This is a genomic window from Nocardiopsis sediminis (assembly GCF_042650565.1).
GTDB lineage: Bacteria > Actinomycetota > Actinomycetes > Streptosporangiales > Streptosporangiaceae > Nocardiopsis_B > Nocardiopsis_B sediminis.
Window position 1 is genome coordinate 1 of the sequence record NZ_JBHSBH010000025.1, and the last position, 22,184, is coordinate 22,184.

22 protein-coding genes and 1 pseudogene are annotated in these 22,184 nt (G+C 74.1%); 11 read left to right on the plus strand and 12 right to left on the minus strand.

Annotated features, from left to right (window positions below):
• Window positions 1–698, minus strand: a pseudogene (locus ACFOVU_RS28925) (RNA-guided endonuclease TnpB family protein); the annotation flags it as partial.
• A gap of 201 nt (window positions 699–899) precedes the next feature.
• Here ACFOVU_RS28925 and def point away from each other — a divergent pair.
• Complete coding sequence (gene def / locus ACFOVU_RS28930; RefSeq protein WP_378538637.1) at window positions 900–1,592, plus strand: peptide deformylase; 693 nt, start codon at window positions 900–902, stop codon at window positions 1,590–1,592.
• A 52-nt stretch (window positions 1,593–1,644) separates the two neighbouring features.
• Here the strand turns inward: def and ACFOVU_RS28935 are convergent, their stop codons facing one another.
• Both ACFOVU_RS28935 and ACFOVU_RS28940 read right to left on the minus strand, forming a co-directional pair.
• Complete coding sequence (locus ACFOVU_RS28935) at window positions 1,645–2,472, minus strand: class I SAM-dependent methyltransferase (RefSeq protein ID WP_378538638.1); 828 nt, start codon at window positions 2,470–2,472, stop codon at window positions 1,645–1,647.
• Window positions 2,473–2,785: 313 nt separating this feature from the next.
• Window positions 2,786–3,487 (minus strand): YdcF family protein, encoded by a 702-nt coding sequence (locus tag ACFOVU_RS28940; protein WP_378538639.1) that lies wholly within the window; start codon window positions 3,485–3,487, stop codon window positions 2,786–2,788.
• 300 nt (window positions 3,488–3,787) lie between these two features.
• On the opposite strand from ACFOVU_RS28940, the gene ACFOVU_RS28945 reads away from it, so the two are divergent.
• Window positions 3,788–4,249 carry a hypothetical protein gene (locus ACFOVU_RS28945; protein ID WP_378538640.1) on the plus strand — a complete coding sequence of 154 codons (462 nt, stop codon included), beginning with the start codon at window positions 3,788–3,790 and terminating at the stop codon, window positions 4,247–4,249.
• 302 nt (window positions 4,250–4,551) lie between these two features.
• On the opposite strand, the gene ACFOVU_RS28950 is transcribed toward ACFOVU_RS28945, so the two are convergent.
• Window positions 4,552–5,355, minus strand: coding sequence for an aminotransferase class IV family protein (locus ACFOVU_RS28950; protein ID WP_378538641.1), 804 nt, complete (start codon window positions 5,353–5,355; stop codon window positions 4,552–4,554).
• A gap of 189 nt (window positions 5,356–5,544) precedes the next feature.
• On the opposite strand from ACFOVU_RS28950, the gene ACFOVU_RS28955 reads away from it, so the two are divergent.
• Complete coding sequence (locus ACFOVU_RS28955; protein WP_378538642.1) at window positions 5,545–6,477, plus strand: helix-turn-helix domain-containing protein; 933 nt, start codon at window positions 5,545–5,547, stop codon at window positions 6,475–6,477.
• Window positions 6,478–6,568: 91 nt separating this feature from the next.
• Here ACFOVU_RS28955 and mftB read toward each other — a convergent pair whose 3' ends face one another.
• The 4 genes from mftB to ACFOVU_RS28975 all read right to left on the minus strand — a co-directional run bounded on the left by mftB (window position 6,569) and on the right by ACFOVU_RS28975 (window position 8,427).
• Complete coding sequence (gene mftB / locus ACFOVU_RS28960; RefSeq protein WP_378538644.1) at window positions 6,569–6,910, minus strand: mycofactocin biosynthesis chaperone MftB; 342 nt, start codon at window positions 6,908–6,910, stop codon at window positions 6,569–6,571.
• 9 nt (window positions 6,911–6,919) lie between these two features.
• Window positions 6,920–7,036: a mycofactocin precursor MftA gene (gene mftA / locus ACFOVU_RS28965; RefSeq protein WP_378538645.1), complete on the minus strand. Its 117-nt coding sequence runs from the start codon at window positions 7,034–7,036 to the stop codon at window positions 6,920–6,922.
• A 145-nt stretch (window positions 7,037–7,181) separates the two neighbouring features.
• Window positions 7,182–8,009, minus strand: coding sequence for an SDR family NAD(P)-dependent oxidoreductase (locus tag ACFOVU_RS28970; protein ID WP_378538647.1), 828 nt, complete (start codon window positions 8,007–8,009; stop codon window positions 7,182–7,184).
• Window positions 8,010–8,064: 55 nt separating this feature from the next.
• Window positions 8,065–8,427: a hypothetical protein gene (locus ACFOVU_RS28975; RefSeq protein ID WP_378538649.1), complete on the minus strand. Its 363-nt coding sequence runs from the start codon at window positions 8,425–8,427 to the stop codon at window positions 8,065–8,067.
• Between the two features lie 633 nt (window positions 8,428–9,060).
• Between ACFOVU_RS28975 and ACFOVU_RS28980 the strand changes: the two genes are divergently transcribed.
• Complete coding sequence (locus ACFOVU_RS28980; RefSeq protein WP_378538685.1) at window positions 9,061–9,879, plus strand: aldo/keto reductase; 819 nt, start codon at window positions 9,061–9,063, stop codon at window positions 9,877–9,879.
• 94 nt (window positions 9,880–9,973) lie between these two features.
• Here the strand turns inward: ACFOVU_RS28980 and ACFOVU_RS28985 are convergent, their stop codons facing one another.
• The gene (locus ACFOVU_RS28985) at window positions 9,974–10,819 is read right to left on the minus strand and encodes a helix-turn-helix transcriptional regulator (protein ID WP_378538650.1); all 846 of its coding nucleotides are present in this window, start codon (window positions 10,817–10,819) and stop codon (window positions 9,974–9,976) included.
• A 103-nt stretch (window positions 10,820–10,922) separates the two neighbouring features.
• On the opposite strand from ACFOVU_RS28985, the gene ACFOVU_RS28990 reads away from it, so the two are divergent.
• Complete coding sequence (locus ACFOVU_RS28990) at window positions 10,923–11,681, plus strand: SDR family oxidoreductase (protein ID WP_378538652.1); 759 nt, start codon at window positions 10,923–10,925, stop codon at window positions 11,679–11,681.
• Between the two features lie 14 nt (window positions 11,682–11,695).
• On the opposite strand, the gene ACFOVU_RS28995 is transcribed toward ACFOVU_RS28990, so the two are convergent.
• Both ACFOVU_RS28995 and ACFOVU_RS29000 read right to left on the minus strand, forming a co-directional pair.
• On the minus strand, window positions 11,696–12,913 hold the full coding sequence (locus ACFOVU_RS28995) for an MFS transporter (RefSeq protein WP_378538653.1): 1,218 nt from the start codon (window positions 12,911–12,913) through the stop codon (window positions 11,696–11,698).
• A 570-nt stretch (window positions 12,914–13,483) separates the two neighbouring features.
• Window positions 13,484–14,551 (minus strand): LacI family DNA-binding transcriptional regulator, encoded by a 1,068-nt coding sequence (locus ACFOVU_RS29000; protein ID WP_378538655.1) that lies wholly within the window; start codon window positions 14,549–14,551, stop codon window positions 13,484–13,486.
• A gap of 208 nt (window positions 14,552–14,759) precedes the next feature.
• On the opposite strand from ACFOVU_RS29000, the gene ACFOVU_RS29005 reads away from it, so the two are divergent.
• From ACFOVU_RS29005 to ACFOVU_RS29030, 6 genes are read left to right on the plus strand one after another with little or no spacing between them, the layout of a single operon-like run.
• Window positions 14,760–15,563: an ABC transporter permease gene (locus ACFOVU_RS29005; protein WP_378538656.1), complete on the plus strand. Its 804-nt coding sequence runs from the start codon at window positions 14,760–14,762 to the stop codon at window positions 15,561–15,563.
• The gene (locus ACFOVU_RS29010; RefSeq protein WP_378538658.1) at window positions 15,560–16,348 is read left to right on the plus strand and encodes an ABC transporter permease; all 789 of its coding nucleotides are present in this window, start codon (window positions 15,560–15,562) and stop codon (window positions 16,346–16,348) included. Before ACFOVU_RS29005 ends, ACFOVU_RS29010 begins: the two co-directional genes overlap by 4 nt.
• 24 nt (window positions 16,349–16,372) lie before the next feature.
• Window positions 16,373–17,398 (plus strand): ABC transporter ATP-binding protein, encoded by a 1,026-nt coding sequence (locus tag ACFOVU_RS29015; protein WP_378538659.1) that lies wholly within the window; start codon window positions 16,373–16,375, stop codon window positions 17,396–17,398.
• Window positions 17,395–18,441 carry an ABC transporter substrate-binding protein gene (locus ACFOVU_RS29020; protein WP_378538660.1) on the plus strand — a complete coding sequence of 349 codons (1,047 nt, stop codon included), beginning with the start codon at window positions 17,395–17,397 and terminating at the stop codon, window positions 18,439–18,441. Before ACFOVU_RS29015 ends, ACFOVU_RS29020 begins: the two co-directional genes overlap by 4 nt.
• Window positions 18,438–19,376 carry a nucleoside hydrolase gene (locus ACFOVU_RS29025; protein ID WP_378538662.1) on the plus strand — a complete coding sequence of 313 codons (939 nt, stop codon included), beginning with the start codon at window positions 18,438–18,440 and terminating at the stop codon, window positions 19,374–19,376. Before ACFOVU_RS29020 ends, ACFOVU_RS29025 begins: the two co-directional genes overlap by 4 nt.
• Before the next feature lie 51 nt (window positions 19,377–19,427).
• Window positions 19,428–21,131 (plus strand): adenine deaminase C-terminal domain-containing protein, encoded by a 1,704-nt coding sequence (locus ACFOVU_RS29030; protein ID WP_378538664.1) that lies wholly within the window; start codon window positions 19,428–19,430, stop codon window positions 21,129–21,131.
• Between the two features lie 34 nt (window positions 21,132–21,165).
• On the opposite strand, the gene ACFOVU_RS29035 is transcribed toward ACFOVU_RS29030, so the two are convergent.
• Entirely contained in the window at window positions 21,166–22,098 is a 933-nt protein-coding gene (locus tag ACFOVU_RS29035; protein WP_378538665.1) for an amidohydrolase family protein, read from the minus strand.
• Window positions 22,099–22,184: the final 86 nt, after the last annotated feature.

Here is a 22,184-nt window from a genome sequence, read left to right on the forward strand (position 1 = left end):
TTCGTGCCCTTCTTCTGGAGCTTGGCGCGCAGGGCGAGCTGCCGCCTGCGGTACCGGTCCAGGCCACGCCCGGCGGCACGGTAGCCGGTGGAAGCGGTGGCGACATTGGCAATACCGAGGTCCACGCCGATGAACCCGTCGGGCTCATACGGCTCAGGCTCGGCCACGTCGCAGACGGCGGCCAGGTAGAACGCGCCGTCGCACTCGATCAGGTCGGACTCGCCCCTGCGGTGCTCCTGCAGCATCTTCAGCGCACCGGCCGAACACGCGAAGCGGACGTGCTTAATGCGCCCTGCGGTCGTCCAGATCGACACGGTCTGTACGTCAAGGTTCCATGACAGATTCCGGTCGTCGTAGGGGTGAGCGGCGTCAGGGCGGAAGTTGACCGGCTTCGCCTCGGCCTTGACCCGGCGCACGGAGCCGGGCCTGCCCAGGTTCCCGGCTGTGATGTTGCCCTTGAGGGCGGTGTAGGCGTCGCGGACCTTGCGGATGGTCAGCTGGGCGGCCTGCGCCCCCAGACCGCGCTCTTTGAGTTCGGCGTAGGTATGCCTACGCAGCTCGTACTCGCGCGGCACACCGCGCTCATAGGCCACCTTTGACACCCGGTTCGCAGCGACGTTGAGGGCGCGCAGCGTCGACCCCAAAGCCGACGCCTGCTCCAGGGTCGGCAGGAGCTTCACCCGCACCGAAAGCTTCACGATCGAACACACTAACGAATGTCACTCCGGCGTGGGGCCCGAATCCCGCAACCCGTCGATCCGCCCCGATCCGCGGCGACCCGGGGCGATTCCTCCCGGGCGTGAACGCCCCGGGGTCCTTCACCCGAACACGCTGATATTTTGCGAGGGTCGCACCCCGGGTGCACCACCATCCTCTGAGGCGGAAAGAGCGAGCCCCGCATGTCCGAGCAGTCCACGTCCGAACACCCCGCCGACATGCGCGTCCGCGTCCAGGGGGAGCCGGTCGACGCCTACCCCGACCTCGCCCCAGAGGCCGCCCGCGGCCGGGTGCGGCGCATCACCGTCGTGGGCGAGGACGTGCTGCACCGGCGCAACCGCGACGTCGCCGCCGAGGCCTTCGGCACCGAGGAACTCGCCCGGCTCATCGACGACATGTTCGTCACCATGTACGTCGCCGAGGGGGTGGGCCTCGCGGGCAACCAGGTCGGCGAGGACCTGCGGCTGTTCGTCTACGACTGCCCCGACGACGACGGCATCCGCAACGTCGGCCACATCATCAACCCCGTCCTCCAGGAGCGCGACCCCGAGGCCAACCAGCTTCTCGTCGAGAGCGAGGGCTGCCTGTCGGTCCCCGGCCCCCACGCCGACCTGCCGCGCGCCGAGCACGCCGTCGTCCACGGCTTCGACAAGGACGGCCGTGCGCTCACCCTCTCCGGCAGCGGCTACTTCGCCCGCTGCCTCCAGCACGAGACCGACCACACCCTGGGCCGCCTCTACATCGACCGGCTCGCCGCGCGCCCGCGCAAAAAGGTCCTCAAGCAGATGAACGAGATGCGCAACGACGTCTTCGCCCGCCGCGAGGCCAACGCCGCCAAGTTCGCCGAAGGCGCCGAGGACCACGCCGGCGACTGAACGCCCCCGGGCGCCTCCGGCGCCCCGGCCCCGCGGCCGGGGCGCGCGGCACTCACGCGGTGGCGGAAATGATGTAGTAGTCGACCAGCCCGCCCTCATAGGCGGGCAGCCAGTTGCGGCCCCAGGAGTCGGCGAACTCCGTCTGGCCGATCCAGGCGTCGAACCACCGCCACACGTGCTCCCCGATCGGCTCCACGCGCACATCGGCGAAGCCCGCCGCCTCCAGGTCGGCGGCGAAACCGGCCACCGGCAGCACCACGTCCACGCCGTTGCCCACGGTCTCCAGCAGCTCCGCCAGCCGGTCGGCGCCCTGCTCGCCAGGGGTGAAGAACGAGGCCACGGCCAGGCGCCCGCCCGGCCGCAGCACACGGTGGGCCTCGCGGGCGAAGCCCGCGAGCTCCCCGAAGTGCTGGGCCGCCTCCACCGAGTACACCCCGTCGGCGCCGCCGTCGGGCTCGGGCAGCGCGAACGCCGACCCCTGGCGGTAGGCCAGCCGGCCGCCGCTCGCGGCCAGCGCCTCGGCGTTGGCGCGCCGGGCGCGGCCGAGCTGGTCGGGGGACACGTCCACCCCGGTCACCGAGGCGGGCGCGAACTCGGCCAGGACCAGCGCCGCCCCCACCCCGATCCCGCAGCCCACCTCCACCAGCCGGTCACCGGGCCCCGCCCCCAGCCGGCCCGCCACCTCGCGGTACAGGTCCCGCTGGCTGGCGGTGCGCTCCTCGACGGTGATGGGCCGCGCCGGGTCCGGCGGCGCCCCCCGCCAGAACCCGAAGTTGATGAAGTTGCCGGAGAACAGCGAGAAGGACCCCAGGTCCTCCTCGCCGTACATGGCCGCCAGCCGGGCCTCGCGGGTATCGGGAGCGCCTGCGGGGTGGGACACGGGGATCGCCGCCTCTCGGTCGGGGGGTCGGTGTGGGCCTGCCCCGCCGCTCGCCGCCGGAAACGGGGCGGGCGCCCAGTGCGCGCCCTGTAGGCCGGGCGGTACGCGGGCGCGGGACCGCCCGGGAGGGCGGCCGGGCCCACCATCGCCGGAGGCGGCACCGGCCCATCGACGAGGGTGTGCCGTGGCCTGTACGCCGATACGCCCGTTCAGGGGGAAGCCACGGAGCCCGCGCCTCGCCGGCGCCGGTGCCCCCGAGCCGCGCGGACCGGTCCCGCACCCGGGTGGGCCACGGCCGGACACGGGGCCGTGGTCACACCCCGGTTGGCGCCCCCGGAACCAGGTGGGCGGTGAAGCCCCGCGTGACCAGGGCGTCGAAGGCTGCGCGCGCCTGGGAGGGGACGTCGACCGGGGCGGACCAGCCGCGCTCGGCGTAGACGCGCAGGCGCTGGAGGTCCCCGACAAGGAAGTGGACGAGCTCCCCTGCCTCTGCGGCATCGGCGGGGTAGGTGTCGTAGTCCAGGGCAGGTCCGCTGAAGGCCCACTCGGGGCCGGGCCACTTGGCCTGTGCGGCGGCCAGGGCGCGGCGCGCCATGTAGGGCTTGGCGGTGAGCAGGATCCGGCCGTGCGCGATGTGCTCCCGCTCGCAGAGCGCGCGGCTGAGGGTGAGGTTCTCCCCGGTGTTGGTCGAGCGGTCCTCCAGCAGCAGCGCGGAGCGGGGAACCCCTGCGGCGTGGGCGATGTCGGCGAACACCGCGGCCTCGGGGCGCTCCCAGCGCGTGTGGCCGTCCTGTCCCCCGGTGCGCCGGCCCCGGTCGCCCGAGCAGATCAGCAGGGGCGCGGCCTCCTGGCGCCACAGCAGCGCCGCGTGCTCGGCCACCCGCAGGTCGTGGCTGCCCAGAGCGAGGATGAGGTCGTGGCGGCCGGGTTCGCCATGGGGCAGGGCCGACGCGGTGTGGAAGTCCCACAGAATCCGCGCGGCGGCGTGGACGTCGTCGTTCAATTCCGCTGTCACCCCGGAAGCCTAGGCGAGGCGCCGGCGCCCCCGGGAGCGGATCGCAGAAGACGCGGCGCGCACCCCATCGCACGTGCGCGGCCCCGCCCCCGGCGGGTGGGCGCCGCTCGGGGGAGATCGGCCCCCCGCCGCCTGGCCCATTTCGTCGCAGCCGCCATCGGCGGCATGCAGGTCGCCGCCTGCGGCGGCGCCGGCGGATATCCGGTGGCGGTTCTCCGGTATGCGCCGTTAAGGTCGGCCGCGCGCCGCCGTCGTCCGCGGCGTACCCGCACCTCGACCGGACCATGACCAGGAGCAACAGTGGACGCCAGTGAGCCCGACCTGTTCGAACTGCGCCTGGGCGTCTTCGCCACCGGCGCGGCCACCGCCGGGCTGGCCGGGGACGCCCGCACACTGCTGGCCGGCCATGTCCCCGCGCTCGCGGGGTGGTCGGTGCGCATGGAGGACGGCGGTGCACCCGCCGCCCCCGGCGACGCCCTGACCGTCGCGGAGCTGTACGCGGAACTGCCCGAGCAGTGGCGCGTGGAGAACCCGGGCCGCCCGCCGGGCGGCCGCGCCGTCCATGAGCTGCGCATCGGCGTGCTCGCCGATCCCGCGCTGCGGCGCGGCCTCCAGGACCGTATCGCGGCCCTGGCCTGCCCCGACCCTGAGCACACCGGACCCTGCCCCGTCCCGTGGTCCTCGGGGTTCACCGATCCCGGGGACGCGACTCGCGCTGACCTCGAGCGGCGCTACGGCCGCCTGCGCTATGGGGCGCACTGAGCCGCGACGCGCGGTAGCAGGTACCGGGCGCCGGGCGTCGCGGTGGCTGACCGGACGGAGCGGCGATGAGCGGATCCGCGGGCATCGGCGGGGGTTTTGGCGGTGCCGGTGCGGGGTATCCCGGTTCGTACGACGATGACGGCCATCAGCTCGGCGCTGGGCCAATCGTCGTTTTTCGCGGCCTCAACCGGTCCGGTCGCCGGGCCAATCCCGGATCTTGGCACCCGTTCGCGCCCGATCTGGCCCGGTGAAGTGCCGCCCGCCCCCGTTCGGTCGTACAGAGGGCCACCCCCGGCCGCCTTTCACGGCGCGACGAGCGGTTCGGCCCCGTAGGCTTCGTGGAGCAGCTCCCGGAACTCCGGCGCATCGGGCACCGGGGTGTCGCCGATCCGGTGGACCGCCACACCGGGCGTCCAGGAGTTCATGACCACGGCCCCCGCCAGGCCCGGCACATCGGCCGGGCGGACCTCCCGGACCGACTGGGGGACGCCGAGGCCGTCCAGCCGCCTGCGCAGGACGCCCATCGTGGTCCCGCCCAGCACCTCGGCGTCGGGCCACACCACCGCCGTGCCGTCCCAGAAGGCCAGGTTCCAGATCGACGCCTCGCTGAGCCGCCCGTGGCGGTCGAGGAAAGCGGCGTCGTCGTAGCCGTCGGCGACGGCCCTGCGCAGCAGGTAGGTCTTGGCGATCTCGCCGACGTGCTTGACGGCGGGGAGGAACCGCTCGTGCTCGACCGTGGCCAGCGCCAGCGGCCCCTGCGGCCCTGATGCGGGCGGGCCGGTGCGCACGAGCACCGCAGGCTCGGCGCCGTCGCCGCCCGCGGTGAACTCGCCCTCGCGCGAGTGCACGGTGGCCGTCAGCGACACGTCGGCGGGCCCCTGTTCCAGGGCCGCCCGCAGGAAGGAGCGCATCCGGTCGTCGGGCACCGCCCGGCCGAACAGCTCCAGCGACGCCGACCGCAGCCGCTCCAGGTGCAGGTCCAGGCCGCGGACCCGGCCCCCGCGCGCCTGCATTGCGGTGAAATGGGCGTAGCCCGCGAAGGCGAGCGGCGCCAGCTCCTCGGCGGTCGCCGCCTGGCCGTTGCGTTGGGCGACGAAAGAACTCATGTCGGACATCCTCCGGATCGTGGTCGTGCGGCGCCCCCGGCGGATTCCTGGCCGGGGCACCCGGTTGACAGGCTGGCGCAGTGTGGCCGGATCTCCCAGACACCTGTGGCGCGGGGGACCGGTGGTCCTACCACCGGCAGGGCCAGGCTCGTGCCCTCGGGCTCATATCCACCCCTATAACCTGGGCGGATGGGTCGTATACAGGACGGATCCGGTACGGATGTGGACGCGGGGCCCGGCAGCGGGTCGCCCATCGACACGCGCGCCGAACTCGGGGCGTTCCTGCGCAGCCGCCGGGCCCGGGTGAGCCCGCAGGAGGTGGGGCTCGCGGAGCTGGGACGCTACCGGAGGGTGCCCGGCCTGCGCCGCGAGGAGCTGGCCCGGCTCGCCGGGGTGTCCGTCGCCTACCTGACCCGGCTGGAACAGGGCAAGGGCCGCAACGTCTCGGTCGAGGTGATCGATGCGATCGCCCGCGCGCTGCGCCTGACCGACACCGAGGCCCTGCACCTGAGGCACCTGGCCAGGTGCACCCCCCGCAAGAACGGCCGGCCCCCGGCACGCGAGCAGGTGCGTCCCGCGGTGCGCGACCTGCTGGCCGCGATGGAGGGGGTGCCCGCCTATGTGACGGGGCGGCGCACCGACATCCTCGCCTGGAACCCGATGGCGGCGGCCCTTTTCGGCGATTGGGACCGGGTGGCGCCCCAGGAGCGCAACTGGGCGCGGCTGCTGCTCCTGCGGCCCGGCTACCGTCGGCTCTTCGCGGAGTGGGACGTGCACGCCGCCGAGGCCGTCGGCGCCCTGCGGCTCTATGCCGGCTGCTACCCCGACGATCCGCGGCTGCTGGCCTTGGTGGGCGAGCTCGCGGTGAAGAGCGAGGAGTTCGGCCGCCTGTGGGCCGGGCGCGACGTCGCCGGGCACAGCCACGGCACCCGGTCGCTGCACCACCCGCTGGTGGGGGAGGTCTCCCTGTCCTACGAATCGCTCCGGCTGCCCGACGACCCCGAGCACGTGCTGGTCGTCCACCATGCCCGGGCGGGCTCGGCCGCGGCGGAGAACCTGCGGCTCCTGGCGAGCTGGGGAGCGGACACCTCCCCCGCGCACACCCCGGCGGAAGGTCCCTGAGGCGGGCACCGGAGCCCGCGCGCCACGTCACCGCGCAGGGGGCGGCCGTGCGCCCGGAAAGCCGCCGGACCCGCGGCGAGGTCGGCGGGGGTCAGCGCGTGGCGTCGTCCGGGGGCTGCGCGGCCCTCGGGGTGCGCCGGATGACCATGCCGGTGGCGGCCAGGGTCGCCAGGGCGCGGGCGTAGCGGTGGAGCTGCGCGGCGCCGACCCCGGCGTGGTCGCAGGCGCCGCGGGCGGTGGCGTGGCCGGGCAGGGCGCGCACGACCGCGAGCAGCACGGGGTCCTTCAGGAAGGACAGGCGGCGGGTGCCGAAGTGGTAGAGGAGCGCCCCGAAGGGCTCGGGGCGGACCGCGACCTGGGGGTGCAGGTCCCAGGGGGCGTCGAGGTCGAGCGCGGGGGGTGCGGCGGTGGCGGGGGAGTCGTCGGGCGGCACGGGGCGGGCCTAGTAGACGCCGCACATGCCGTCGATGGACACGTCCTCCACGAGCAGGTCCTCTTCGACGACGTCGGATTCCTCGGCGGCGGGGAGGTCGGCGGGCTGCTGGGCGTCGGTGCTCATGGGTTTCCCTTCACCGGCCGCGCGGGGGTGCCCGCGCGGGAGTGCGAATCGCGCCACCTCTTGCACGGTAACGGCACCCGGCCGCCGAGTGGAAGGGGCCGTGGCGGGCGGATCGCGGTCCGTGCTGCGGGGCGCCGCGGAGCCGTCAGCGCGCGCGTGAGCCCAGCAGCCGTGCCGTGAGGTCGGCGAGGCGGGCGGCGTCCTCCGGAGGGAACAGGCCGGCGTCGATGCTGAGCTCGGTGTCCATGCTGAACGCGCTGAGCGCGCGGCGCGGCGGATCGTCGAGCAGCCGCAGGATCGGGGGGACGACATCGGTGGCGGGCTTGGCCGGCGCCTTCTGCCGTTGAATGAACTCCGCGGTCGCGGGGTCGAATTCGCCGGCGAAGCTCGTCGCCGTCGTCCCGGGGTGGAACAGCACGTATCGGACGGGGCCTGCGCCGTGGCGTTCGGCGAAGGTGACCCCGAGCAGGTCGTTGAACCGCCCGGTCATGAACATCGCCTGCACGCCGTCATAGTTGCGGGCGCTCTGGAGGTCGTCCCAGTGGATCGGTGTGTCGTGGCCCGGCCCGGCGGCGTTGATGATGACCGGCCGCTGCGCCCTCTCCAGCGCGCCGCGCAGCCCGTAGCCGAACAGCAGGCGGCTCAGGTAGAAGAGGGCGAAGTTGTCCTCGAACCCGTCCGGCGTCACCCGGCGCCGGGACCGGAAGTAGCGCGCGCACAGGACGAGGCCGTCGATGTCGGGATGGTCGTCGGTGATCTCGGCGATGGCGCGCTCGTTGTCGGCCACCAGGCTGAGGTCGGCCCGGATGAACGTCAGGGATCCGGGTGTGCCGGCCGCTTCCCGGGCGAGCGCGGCCCCCTTGGCGGGGGAGGTCCCGATCGCGACGACACGGTCGCCCCGCGAGAACAGCGCCCGGGCGACGGCCGCGCCGATGCCGTCGGTTCCACCTGTGACCACGAATGTCTTCGCCATGCCGACGAACCTACCACTTAGGAAATCAAAATGAACCGATGAGTTCAATTTTTCACTAGTCCACCCCCAGGGGCCAGGCGATGACCTGCGCGATGTCGGCGTCCACGGTGACCAGTGCGCCGCCATCGGGCGTGAAGGCCGCCACCAGATGGCCGGGGCCGGGCACGTCGCCGGCCCACAGGGTGCGCCCGCCGGCGTCCACCACGCTCGCCGACGCGTCGTCCACGCACAGGACGCGCAGCCCGCTGGAGGACCAGTGCACGGTGTGGCACACCCCGGCGATCGGGATGCTCTGCGTCCCCGCGCTGCCCGCCCGTAGCACCCGGACCGCCTCGTGGCCGCCGACGGCGACCGCGTCCCCGGTGGGTGCGCAGGCGAGGAAGCACGCGCCGGGGACCCCGCTCGGCTGCCGGGACACGGCCTCGCCGGTGGGCAGGCTGCGGACCAGGCCGTGGCCAGGTCGTCGCCGCGCCAGACGACCGTCTTGAGGTCGGTGGAGGTGGCGGCCGCGATCAGCGATCCGCCGGGGGAGAACGCGACCTGTTCGCCGTCCCCGATGAACCGGCCCTCCTCCTCCAGGTCGCGCCAGTGCCAGGTGCCGGTCGCGGAGTCGAACAGGCACAGCCGGCCGCTCTCGGTGTTGCCCTGGGACGCGGTGGTCAGGGCGAACCGTCGCAGGTCGCAGGCGGCCGCGACGGCGGTGATCCCCAAAGCGAAATCCGGCTGGTCGTCGGTGTCGACATCGGGGCCCTCATGGGCGCCGGGGTCGTCGGACCAGTCGGGGTCGGCGTAGAGGACGCGGGGGCCGGGCGCCGCGCCGTTACCGGTCATGGCGGGGGGCAGGGGTCCAGGTGGTCACGGTGGTCCTCGTCTCGCTGTCGGGGGCGTGATCGCTGCGCCGGTCAGCGTAGGGCAGCGTGGTGAGGGGGAGGTCACGGGCGGGTCTCTTGAGCCAAGCGGGGGGCGGTCCGATACGTTCGTGGAGGCGTTGCGCCACCGACCGTCTGACGTGCAGCAAGCATCGGAGCAGATCGACACCGTGATACCGAACATCCCCACCGTCACCCTGAACAACGGCGTCTCCATGCCGCAGCTCGGATTCGGCGTGTTCCAGGTGCCCGACGACGAGACCGAGCAGGCGGTCGCCACCGCGCTGGAGGCGGGGTACCGCAGCATCGACACCGCCGCCCTCTACCGCAACGAGACGGGGACGGGGCGGGCGATCGCCGCGTCGGGCCTGCCCCGCGACGACGTGTTCGTCACCACCAAGCTGTGGAACACCGACCAGGGCTACGACTCCGCGCTGCGCGCGTTCGACGCGTCGCTGGCCAAGCTCGGGCTGGACCACGTCGACCTGTACCTGATCCACTGGCCCACCCCCGCGCGCGACCTGTACGTGGAGACCTGGCGGGCACTGGAGCGCATCCACGCCGAGGGCCGCGCCCGGGCGATCGGCGTGTCCAACTTCAACCCGGCCCACCTGGAGCGGCTGGCGCAGGAGAGCGACACCGTCCCGGCCGTCAACCAGATCGAGCTGCACCCCCGCCTGCAACAGGCCCAGCTGCGCGAATACGACACCGCCCACGGGATCGCCACCGAGGCGTGGAGCCCGCTGGGCCAGGGCAAGGGGCTGCTGGACGAACCGGTGCTGGCGGAGGTGGCGGCCAAGCACGGGGTGACGCCCGCCCAGGCGGTGCTGCGCTGGCACCTCCAGCTCGGCAACGTGGTGATCCCCAAGTCGGTCACGCCGTCGCGGATCCGCGAGAACCTGGAGGTGTTCGGCTTCACGCTCGACGCCGACGACCTCGCCGCCTTCGCCGCCCTCGACACCGGCACCCGGGTCGGCCCCGACCCCGAGACCCTGAACTGACCCGGGGGCGGGCGGGGCTCCCCCTCGCAAACGGCGAACAGCCCTGCCCGCCCGCGGATGCGGTCTCCCCTCAAGCGGGCGGGTCCGCCGGCTCTCAGCTCCTCCCGGTGAACTCCTCATGTCCCAGGACGGCGAGCAGGCGGATCTTGTCCTCGGCCTCGCTGCCGGGGGCGGGCGTGAGGACCAGGAGGGCCTGGGACTGGTCCTGGGTCAGCAGCGCCTGGCAGTCCACCTCGATCCGGCCCACCTGGGGGTGCACCAGGGTCTTGTGGTCCTCGAAGCGGCGCGCGACCTCGTGCCGCTCCCAGATCTCGCGGAACTCCGCCGACATCGAGAGCAGCACCCCGGCCAGCTCGGCCGCGCGCGAGTGCTCCCCCTCCGCCCCATAGGCCGACCGCAGGGCGGCGACCATGGCGCGGGCGTGCCGGCCGTGGTCCTCGGGCGGGTACACCGCGCGCGAGGCGGGGTCGGTGAACCACCGGTAGACGTCGCTGCGCTCCCAGCCGGTGCGCCGTGAGTGGTCGCCGAAGATCGCGGTCGCCAGCCGGTTGGCGACGAGCACCTCGCTCAGCGCCGACAGGATCAGCGCCGGGCTGTCCTCCAGCCGGTCCAGTACCCGCAGCAGCGCGGGGGCGACGTGCGCGTCGTCGCGCGTGCGCCGGGGGACGTTGTGCCCGGCGATCCGGTACAGGTGGTCGCGCTCGTCGGCCGTCAGCCGCAGTGCGCGGGCCAGCGCGGCCAGCATCTGCTCGGAGGGCTGGGGGCCGCGCTGCTGCTCCAGCCGCACGTAGTAGTCGGTGGACATCCCGGTCAGCCCCGCGACCTCTTCACGCCGCAGCCCGGACGTGCGCCGGCGCGGCCCGGGGACCAGGCCGACGTCGGAGGGGCGCAGCCCTTCGCGGCGGCGGCGCAGGAAGTCGGCGAGAGCGGCACGGTTCATGGGTCCCATGGTGGGCCACGTTGACCGGGCTCATCCAGGGACCGGCGATCCTTCGATCGCCGGGTCGCTCCCGCGGCGGGCCGGGCCCGTGCAGGGTGGGGGCATGAACCTCACCGGCAACACCGTCTTCATTCCCGGCGCCACCTCCGGCATCGGCCTCGCCCTCGCTCTGCGGATGCGGGCCAAGGGCAACACGGTCGTCATCGGCGGGCGGCGCACCGAGCTGCTGGAGAAGCTGGCGGCCGAACACGGCTTCGGCGCCGTCCGCATCGACACCGCCGACCCGGCGTCGATCGTCACCGCGGCAGGCGACGTCGTGGACCGCTACCCCGACCTCAACGTGCTCGTGGCAATGGCCGGCATCATGCGGGTCGAGGACTGGCGCACGGCCGGGTTCCTGGCCGACGCCGAAGAGGTCGTCACCACCAACCTCCTCGGCCCGATCCGGCTGATCGCCGCGCTCGTGGAGCGCCTGCGGACGCGGCCCGGCGCCGCGATCGTCACGGTCTCCTCCGGGCTGGCCCACACCCCCCTGCGCGTCACCCCGTCCTACAACGCGACCAAGGCCGCGATCCACATGCTCAGCGAGACGCTGCGCCTTCAGCTGGCGGAGAGCGGCGTGCAGGTCGTCGAGCTGGTCCCGCCGGCGGTGCGCACAACGCTCCGGCCGGGCCAGGAGACCGCGGACTTCGCCATGCCGCTGGATGCGTTCGCCGACGAGGCCATGGCGTTGCTCGAGGCGGACCCCCAGGCGCGCGAGGTCCTCGTCGAGCGAGTGAAGTTCCTCCGCTACGGCGAGGCGCGCGGCGATTACGACCAGGTCGTCGCCGCGCTCAACGCCGCCGACCCGCACGGCAGCTGATCCGGACCTCCTTCTCAGCGCCGCGCGGACCCGTCGCCGACCCCCGCCGGAACCGGCTCCGGGGTTTCGGCGCGGGCCGGCCGGCGGGCGGTGCGGCGGTCGAGCAGGCCCGAGGCCAGCGCCAGGCCCAGGCCGACCACGGCCAGGCCGGCCCCCAGCAGGTTGGGGGCGGTCAGGCCGTAGCCCGCGGCGATGACCAGACCGCCCAGCCACGCACCGGCCGCGTTGGCGAAGTTGAGCGCGGAGTGGTTGAGCGCCGCCGCCAGCGACGGGGCGTCCTTGGCGACGTCCATCAGCCGGGTCTGCAACGAGGGGATCAGTGAGCTGCCGGCGAAGCCGAGCAGGAACACCATGACCACCGCCCCGGCCTTGAACGGCGCCAGCGCGTGCAGCAGGAGCAGCACCGCGGCGATGCCCGCCATCCCGGCGTACATCGTGGGCATGAGCGCCCGGTCGGCGGCGTGGCCGCCGACGAGGTTGCCCAGCGTCATCCCCACGCCGTAGACGGCCAGGATGATCGGGACCGCGCCGGCGGAGAACCCGGTGACGTCGGTCATCATCGGCGAGATGTAGCTGTAGGAGGCGAACATGCCGCCGAAGCCGATCGCGGCCACGCCCAGCGCCAGCCACACCTGGCCGCGCGCCAGCGCGCCGAACTCCGAGCGCACCGAGGCGCCCGGCTGCGGGCGCTGGGCGGGCACCAGCGCGGCGATCGCGATGATGGTGGCCACGCCGATGACGGTGACCAGGGCGAAGGTGCTGCGCCAGCCGAACTGCTGGGCGGCCATCGTGCCCAGGGGGACGCCGACGATGTTGGCGATCGTCAGCCCGGCGATCATCAGCGAGACCGCCTGGGAGCGCTTGGTGACCGGCACCAGAGCCGCCGCGAGCACCGCGCCGACACCGAAGAACGTGCCGTGGGGAAGCGCGGTGGCGAAGCGCGCGGCGACCAGGAAGGTGTAGGTGGGCGCGAGCGCGGAGGCCAGGTTGCCCAGGGTGAACAGGGCCATCAACCCCATGAGCAGGTGCTTGCGGTCGAACCGCGCGCTCAGCGGCGCCAGCACCGGGGCGCCGACGACCACGCCCAGGGCGTAGCCGGAGATCATGTACCCGGCGACCGGGATCGAGACCCCGAAATGCTCGGCGATGTCGGGTAGCAAGCCCATGGCGCTGAATTCGGTCGTTCCCAGGCCGAATGCGCCGATGGCGAGGGCGAGCAGGGCGATGGGCACGGAGGTTCCCTTCGGGCTCTTCGGGGTGACGGGAGCGGGGGGAGGATGTGCTCCCGGCGTGGGCAACGCCGGCCCGGGCACCGGGTCATCCCCTGATCCGCTGATTCCGCCTGTGAGACGCCTCTCTGTTGCCATCCGTCCCCGGCGATGCGTGCCGGGTGGGGGTGCGGGCGACGTGTGGGGCGGCGCCTGGGTGCGCGCGGAGACGGTCGGCCGGGGCGCGGTCACCGGCCAGAGGTCGCCTGCCTGCGGCGACGGCGGGCAGGGGGGCTCGGGGTGTTTGCGGCGGGGCTCGCCGGGCACCGTGTCCGAGACCGCGTGGAGTCGCCGGTCTCCGGCCGTGTCGGACCGGCGCGAGCGGGACAGAGCGGCTCCCGGCGCTGCTCACGCGCCACCTAAGGGTGGCCGGTGAGAGGTGGGCGGGTTCGGGGTCCCCACGCGGGTGCCGCCGAGCTGGCGCGAGGACCCCGGATGCCAGACAAATCGATTTGCCCGATGCCCCATCCTGACACGGAGGCGTGCCCGCGGCAACGTCTGCGCCGGCGGATCCGGCGCGGTCCCTCGCCGCCGCTACCGGGGGTCGACGGCCTGCCCGGCCGGGTCGTCCCTTCGGCCGGTCCTCTCCCCGCCGGCGGTGACCGGACCCGCCTGTCCAGCGGAGCGGGGGGCGGCCAGCGTGGCGGTGAGGCGGACGGTGGTGGGCAGCGTGCGCCCGGCGGGGCGGCGGCCCGAGGCGTCGCCGGCCATCTCGATCAGCGCCGCGACCGCGTGGCGGCCCAGGTCGGGCGCCGGGGCGTGGACGGCGGTGATGGGCTCGCCGGGCAGGCCGGCGAAGGCCATGTCGTCGGCCGCGGCGACGCTGATGTCGTGGGGGACGCGCACGCCGCAGCGGCCGAGCTCGAACATGACCCCCAGCGCCAGCAGGCTGTTGTAGGCGAGGATGGCGGTGCAGCCGGTGGCCAGGAGGTCGGCGGTGGCCCGGGCGCCCTCGGTGAAGGAGGGCGGGACCGGGCCGCGGATGTGCACGCGCAGCCCGGGGGCGCCGGCGTGCTCGGCGAGGGTGGCGCGGCGCCGTCGGTCCATCCAGGAGCCCGGGGGCCCGGCGAGGTAGGCGACGTCGGTGTGGCCCAGTTCCACCAGGCGGTCGTAGATGCGGGCGAGGCCGCCGGGGGTGTCGACGGTGAAGGAGGTCAGGCCGGGCACCTTGCGGTTGATGACCACGACCGGTTTGCGCCGGTGCAGGTCTTTGAGCTCGGTGGTGCCGGCCACGGGGGAGAGCAGGATGAACCCGTCGACCTGCTCTTCGAGGTCGTGCACCGCTGCCTGCTCGCGCTGGGCCGAGCCGTCGGTGACGGCGATGAGCAGGCGGCGCTCGCGTTGGGCGGCCAGGTCCTGGGCGGCGGCGATGCTGGCGGCGTAGAAGGGGTTCTCCAGGTCGGGGACGAGCATGGCGAAGAACCCGGTGCGGCCGGTGATGAGGGCGCGCGCGGCGGGGTTGACGCGAAAGCCCAGGCCGTCGGCTGCCGCGCGGACGCGTTCCAGGGTGGCGGGGGCGACCATGCCGGGCCGGCTCAGTGCGCGTGAGACCGTCGACGCCGATACCCCGGCCTCGCGGGCCACATCCTCCAGGCGTGCCAACCCGGGCTCCTCGCTGGTCGTTGTTTCACACGGTCGTTACACGGGCGGGCTGTCGCGGGGCCCGGATCCGAGAGTACGCTGTTGCAATCGCTTGCAGTAGCGTTTGCAGAAATCCCCGCAGCTGAAGCGCTTATATTTCCCACAAGTCCCAGTGCCGGTTCGTCCGGAACGCAACCTTTCGGGGGTGGATGTGACCCGGCGTGGCCCCATGCTGGCACTGCTCGTGCCCGGTCTGGCCGTGCTCCTCTTCGCCTTCCTCTACCCGGTGGCCGCCACACTGGCCGCGCCACCCGACGGCGACCCCGCCATCGTCGCCAGGGAGACCGGAGCCCTCCTCACCGACCCCTACCTGCTGCCCGTGATCGCCCGCACGATCCGGGTGGCCGCCCTCACCACCGCGATCTGCCTGGTCCTCGGGTTCCCCGTGGCCTACCTGATCTCGCGGGCGCCGGCCCGCTGGGCGGGCAAGCTGCTCGCCCTTGCGATCTTCCCGCTGATGCTCAACACCGTCGTGCGCACCTACGGCTGGATCGTGGTCCTGGGCGGCAACGGCCTCATCAGCGAGGTCAGCGCCGCCCTGGGCCTGGGCCGCGTGCAGCTGCTCTACACCGAGACCGCCATCGTGCTGGGCCTGGTGCAGCTGTTCCTGCCGCTGCTGATCCTGTCGGCCTACTCCAGCCTCTCCCAGCAGGACCCCCACCTGGAGGACGCCGCCCGCGGCCTGGGCGCCTCACCCGGGCGCACCTTCCGCCAGGTGGTGCTCCCGCTGGCCCTGCCCGGCACCCTCGTGGGCTGCACCCTCGTCTTCGCCGGGGCCGTCACCGCCTTCACCACCCCCCAGCTGCTGGGCGGCTCCCGCGAGCGGCTGCTGTCCACCCTGCTCTACAGCCGGGTCAACGTCAGCCTGGACTGGCCCGCCGCCAGCGCCGTCGCGCTGGTCATGACCGTCCTGGTCCTGGCCGTCACCGCGCTGTCGGGCCGCCTGGGCAAGATCGGGAGCACCACCTCATGATCCTGCGCCGCCCCGTCCTCACCCTGCTCACCGCCCTCGCCTTCACCCTCATGCTGGGCCCGGTGGTGATCCTGCTCGGCGTCGCCTTCACCGCCGGCAGCACCCTGGCGTTCCCGCCGCAGGGACTGTCCATGCGCTGGTTCGCCGCCGCGCTGGAATACACGCCCTTCATCGACGCCTTCGGCACCAGCCTCACCGTCGCCCTGACCTCCACCGTGCTCGCCCTGGCCCTGGGCATCCCGGCGACCCTCGCCCTCCAGCGCGGGGCGATCCCGGGGCGCCGCACCATCGAGAACCTGTTCTTCACGCCGATCATCGTGCCCGAACTGGTCCTGGGCCTGGCCCTGTTCCAGCAGGTCATGGTCGGCCTGCACATCACCGCCCTGGGCACCCTGGTCATCGGGCACACCGTCCTGCTGCTGCCCTACACCGTGCGCGTCGTGGGCGCCTCGCTCGCCCTGGCCGACCCCCGGCTGGAGGAGGCCGCCCGCGGGCTCGGCGCCGGCCCGGTGCGCACCTTCCTTCGGGTGACGCTGCCGGTCATGCGCCCCGGCATCGTCTCGGCCACCATCCTGGCGTTCATCACCTCGCTCAACAACGTGCCGCTGTCGCTGCTGCTGACCGGCCCCGGCGTCGCCACGCTCCCCGTGGAGATGCTCAATTACGTGCAGTCCTCGTTCGACCCCGTCGTCGCCGCCGTCAGCGTGATCCTGCTGGCGCTCAGCGTCGCGGTGGCCTTCGCCACCGAGCGCCTGGCCGGCTTCACCAAGGTCTTCGGCCGCTAGCCGCCGAGAAGGAGACACCCCGACATGACACCCGTAGTCCGGCTCGACGGCGTCAGCCACCGCTTCGGCGGCCCCGGATCCGTGGCCGCCGTCACCGACCTCGACCTGGCCGTGCCCCGCGGCAGGTTCACCACCCTGCTCGGCCCCAGCGGCTGCGGCAAGACCACCACGCTGCGCATGATCGCCGGGTTCCTGCGGCCCACCTCCGGGCGCATCCTGCTCGAAGGCGCCGACGCCACCGCCACCCCGCCCGAGAAGCGCAACATCGGCATGGTCTTCCAGTCCTACGCCCTGTTCCCGCACATGACGCTGACCGACAACGTCGCCTTCGGGCTGCGCAGCCGCAAGCTGCCCGCCGACGAGGTGCGCCGCCGCGCCGGCGAGGCCCTGGAACTGGTCGGCCTCTCCCACGCCGCCGCCCGCAAGCCCGGCGAGCTCTCCGGCGGCCAGCAGCAGCGCGTCGCCCTGGCCCGCGCCGTGGCCATCCGCCCCTCGGTGCTGCTGCTGGACGAGCCGCTGTCCAACCTGGACGCGCGGCTGCGCGTGCAGATGCGCCGCGAACTCCTGCGCGTCCAGCGCGAGACCGGCCTCACCGCCATCCTCGTCACCCACGACCAGGACGAGGCGCTGGAGCTGTCGGACACCATGGTCATCCTCAACGGGGGCCGCCTGGAGCAGGAGGGCGACCCGCGGGAGATCTTCCCCGCGCCCGCCAACCGGTTCGTCGCCGAGTTCCTGGGCTACGACAACTTCCCCGACCTGCCCGAGACCGGGCCGGTGACCATCCGCCCCGAGCACGTGACGCTCCTGGCCGACGGCCAGAGCGAGGGCGGCGACGCCGTGGGCCTGGACGCCACCGTCACCGGCGTCACCTACCAGGGCAGCCACTGCCTGGTCGAGGTCGCCACCGGCGGCGAGGGCCCCGGCGCCACCCTGCGCAGCGTGCACCCGGGCGACGACCTGCGCCCCGGCGACCGCGTCCGCGTGGCGCTGCCGCGCCACCGCCTCGTCCAGCTGGGCGCCCCCGCCGAAGCCGGGAGCGCGCGATGAGGCCCGGCCCGACCGCGGCGGCCGGGGCGCTGGCCGCCGCGCTCGCCCTCACCTCCTGCGCCGCCCCCCGCGTCAACGACACCGACACCCTGGTGGTCAGCACCTTCGCCTTCGCCACCGAGGAGTTCATGCAGGTCGTCGGCGAGCCCTTCGAGGAGCGCACCGGCATCGAGGTGGTCCTGGACACCGGCACCAACGCCGGGCGCCTCACCAAGCTGCGCATCAACAAGGACCAGCCCGACACCGACGTCGTCCTCATCTCCGACTACTACGCCGAGATCGGCCGCGAGATGGACCTGTTCGACACCGTCGACCCCGCCGCGGTCCCCGCCATGGCCGACATCCAGCCCTGGGCGGTCGACCCCGACGGCTACGGCCCCGCCTACACCTTCCAGCTGCTGGGCCTGATGTACCGCACCGACATGGTGGAGGAGCCGCCCACCTCCTGGGACGCGCTGTGGGACCCCGAGCACCCCGGCGGCTTCGCGCTGCCCGACATCTCGGTCTCGGCCGGGCCCATGTTCGTCCTGGCCACAGGCGAGGCCTACGGGTCAGGGCCCACCGACGCCGACACCGGGTTCGAGCGGCTGTCGCGCATCGGCCCCGACGCGCTCCAGTTCTACACCGGCTCCACCGAGCTCACCAGCCTGCTGGAACGCGGCGAGGTCGCCATGGCCCCCGGCCTGGACAACTTCGCCATGAGTTCGGTGGAGGCCGGCCAGCCCATCGGCTTCGCCGTCCCCGAAGAGGGAAGGGTGATGACCGCCAACACCGCCCAGATCGTCGCCGGGGCGCCCAACAAGGACGGCGCCGAGCAGTTCATCCAGTTCCTGCTGGAGCCCGAGGTGCAGGCGCAGGTCGCCGAGGTCATCTACGACAAGCCCGTCCACCCCGATGCCCCGGTCACCGACCTGATGACCGAGGTCGCCGGCCCCGCTGCCGAGGACCCCGCCGCCGGCGGCTACCACCAGGGCGACCTCGCCCTCATCGCCGAGCAGCGCTCGGCCTGGCTCGACCGCTACATCGAGGAGGTCGCCCGGTGAGCCTGCCGGTCGTCATCGACTGCGACCCCGGCGTCGACGACGCCATCGCGCTGCTGCTCGCGCTGGCCTCCCCCGAGCTGGAGGTGCGCGGGGTGACCACCGTCGCCGGCAACGCCGCGCTGGCCGACGTCACCCGCAACGCCGCCCACGTGCTCGACCTCGCGGGCGCCCCCGCCGGCCTGCCGCTGGTGGCCGGGCTGGCGGGGCCGATCGCGCGGCCGGCGCGCATCGCCGACGAGCCCATGCACGGCGCCGGCGGCCTGGGCGGGCTGGCGCCCGCCGGGCCGCCCCGCGCCCCCGGCCCGGGCCACGCCGTCGACTTCCTGGCCGAGCAGGCGCTGGCCGCCCCCGGCGCCCTCACCCTGGTGGCCATCGGCCCGCTGTCCAACGTCGCCGCCCTGCTCGCCCGCCACCCCCAGGCCGGCCCGGCGCTGCGCGAGATCGTCGTGATGGGCGGGGCCGCCTTCGCGCAGGGCAACATCACCCCCGCCGCGGAGTTCAACTTCTACGCCGACCCCGAGGCCGCCCGCTGCGTCCTGGAATCCGGGGTGCCGGTGCGGGTGGTGGGCCTGGACGTGACCCGCGCGGCGCTGCTCCCCCTTCAGGCCGCCGAGCACCTGGCCGGGCTGGCGGGCGCGGCGGGGGCCGCCGGGGAGCTGCTGCGCGGGTTCGTCGAGCGCTACCGCGAGCGCTTCGGCGTCGCCGCGGTGCCCGTCCACGACGCCCTGGCCCTCGCCGGCCTCATCGACCCCGGCCTGCTGGAGTACGGCCACGGCAGCGCGACCGTGGAGTGCGCCGGCGAGGTCACCCGCGGGGCGCTCGTCGCCGACCTGCGCACCCCCGGGCGCTCGCGCACCGTGCGCATCGCCCGCAGCGTCGACGCCGACCGCTTCACCGCCCTGCTCACCGAGCGCCTGGCCCGCCACGCCGGCTGAGGCGCCCGCCGCCTGCCCGCCCGCCTTCGACCCCATTCCTGGAAGGGGACCATGACCGAGCCCACGACCGCCGACCTGCTGATCCGGGGCGGACGCGTCCTGTCGGTGCAGACCGGGGAGGTGTGGCCGGCCGACGTCGCCGTCGAGGGCGAGGCGATCCGCGCCGTCACCCCGCCCGGGCAGGGCCCCCGGGCGCGCGAGGTGGTGGAGGCCGACGGCCTGATCATCGCGCCCGGCTACATCGACGCCCACATGCACATCGAGAGCTCCCTGCTGGCGCCCGCGGAGTTCGCCCGCATCACGCTGCCGCGCGGCACCACCACGGTCCTGGCCGACGCCCACGAGATCGTCAACGTCGCCGGGCGCGCCGGCCAGGCGTGGATGATCGAGCAGGGAAGGGGCACCGGGCAGACGATGTGCTGGGCGGTGCCCTCGTGCGTGCCCGCGCTCGACGGGTTCGAGACCGCCGGGGCGCGCCTGGACGCCGCCGACATCGAGGAGATGCTCGGGTGGGAGGGGGTGACCACCCTCGGGGAGGTCATGGACTACCGGGCGGTGGTCTCCGGCGACGGGCGCATGCGCGCCATCGTCGAGGCCGCCCGGCGCCGCGGGGTCCGCCTCGACGGCCACTGCCCCGACCTCTCCGGCGCCGACCTGGGCGAGTACCTGTGGGCGGGCATCGACTCCGACCACTGCAAGAACCGCCCCGAGGTCGCGCTGGAGAAGGCGCGGCTGGGCATGCTGCTGATGCTCCAGGAGAAGTGCCTGACGCCCGAGGTGGTCGACGCGCTGCTGGGGCTGCCGCACCTGCCCGACCTGTGCCTGGTCACCGACGACATCGCCGCCGACGCCATCCTGCGCCACGGCCACCTGGACCACGTGGGGTCGGTGGCGCTGGAGCGGGGGATGCCGCCGCTGGCGGTGCTGCGCGCCATGACCGTCCACCCCGCCCGCCGCCTGGGCCTGCACGACCGCGGGGTGGTCAGCCCCGGCAAGCGCGCCGACCTGGTGCTGCTGCGCTCGCTCACCGACCTGGCGCCCGAGGCGGTCATCGCCGGGGGAGCGGTGGTGGGGCGCGGTGGGCGCCCGCTCGCCGGCCCCGGCGCCGCGCCGCACAACCCCTTCGCCGATTCGGTGCGCCTCGCGGATCTGGACCCCGCCGGCCTGGCCTGGCGGGTCGACCTGCCCGACGGCGAGCACACCTTCCGCTCCATCGAGGTCAACCCGGTGGACACCTCCACCCGGCCCGCCGAGGTGCGGCTGCCGGTGCGCGACGGCGTCGTGCGCTGGGAGGGGCGCACCGCGATCGTGGCGGTCATCGAGCGCCACACCGGGGCGGCGACGGTGGCCGTCGCGCCGGTGAGCGGCCACGACCTCTACATCGGGGCGTTCGCCACCACCTACGCCCACGACAGCCACAACCTCACCGTGGTCGCCACCACCGCCGAGGCGCTGCGCGAGGCGGTCGCGGAGGTCGTGGCCGCGGGGGGCGGGATGTGCGCCGTGGTGGGCGACGCCGATCCGGTGACGCTGCCGCTGCCGATCGGCGGGGTGATGTCGCAGCGCCCGGCGGCCGAGGTCGCCGAGGTGTCGGGGCGGGTGCGCGAGGCGGTGCACGCGTGGGGGTGGCGCAACCGCAACGCGTTCATGAGCCTGTCGACGCTGACCCTGGCGGTCTCGCCCAGCGTCAAGATCACCGACCGCGGCCTGGTGCGCGTCGTCGACCGCGCCTGGGAGCCGGCGACCGTCGACTGAGCGGGGAGCTCTGCGCGGCCCGGGCGTCAGGGGGTCATAGCCCGAACAGCCGGGCCGCGTTGTCGTGGCAGACCGCGCGCAGCCACTCGGTCCCCAGTCCGGTGCCCTCCAGGGCCCGCAGTGCGTCGATGTAGGGGTAGGGGATGTTGGGGAAGTCGGTCCCCAGCAGGACGCGGTCGCCGAGCCGCTCCAGCCGGGGCAGGGCGGCGCGCGGGAACGGGGCCATGGTCTCGGTGAACGGGGTGAACGCCATGGTGGTGTCCAGCATGATGGCCTCGTGGCGTTCGGCCAGGTCCAGGAACTCGGTGTACTCCGGCAGGCCCAGGTGGGCGATGACCAGCCGCAGCCGCGGGTGGCGGGCCAGCAGCCGGCCGATGGGCCCGGGCCCGGTGTGGGCGCCGGGGACGGGGCCCGATCCGCAGTGGATCACCACCGGCACCCCGGCGTCGGCGACCAGCCCCCACACCTTCTCCAGGATGGGGTCGTTGGGGTCGAACCCGCCGACCTGGAGATGGCACTTGAACACGCGGGCGCCCTGGTCGAGGGCGCGGCGCACGTCCCCGGCCGCATCGGGTTCGGCGAAGAACGTCGCCGTGTGCAGGCAGTCGGGGGTGCGTGCGGCGAAGTCGGCGGCCCAGTCGTTGAGCCAGCGCGCCATGCCGGGCCGGTGGGGGTAGAGCATCGAGGTGAAGGCGCGCACGCCGAAGCCGCGCAGGATCTCCACCCGCTGTTCTTCCTCGTGCCGGTAGGTGATCGGCCAGGGGCGCGCCACGAGCGGCCCGGCGGTGTCGAAGTAGGCCCACACCTTGCTCAGCACCCGCTGGGGCATGAAGTGGGTGTGCACGTCGATCAGGTGCTCCAGGCCCAGCGAGGCCCGGAACGCGGCGACCTCGGCGTGCTCGCGGGCCGGGCCATCGGGGCCGCCGCCGTCGGCCGCGCCGATGGGGCCGTGGGGCGTGCCGGGCATGGGGCCTCCGCATGAGTCGGTGCGTGGGCCGGCCCGGTCGCGGCCCCTCGGGGCGGCCCGGAGCAGGCCGGTGGCGACCAGCCTGG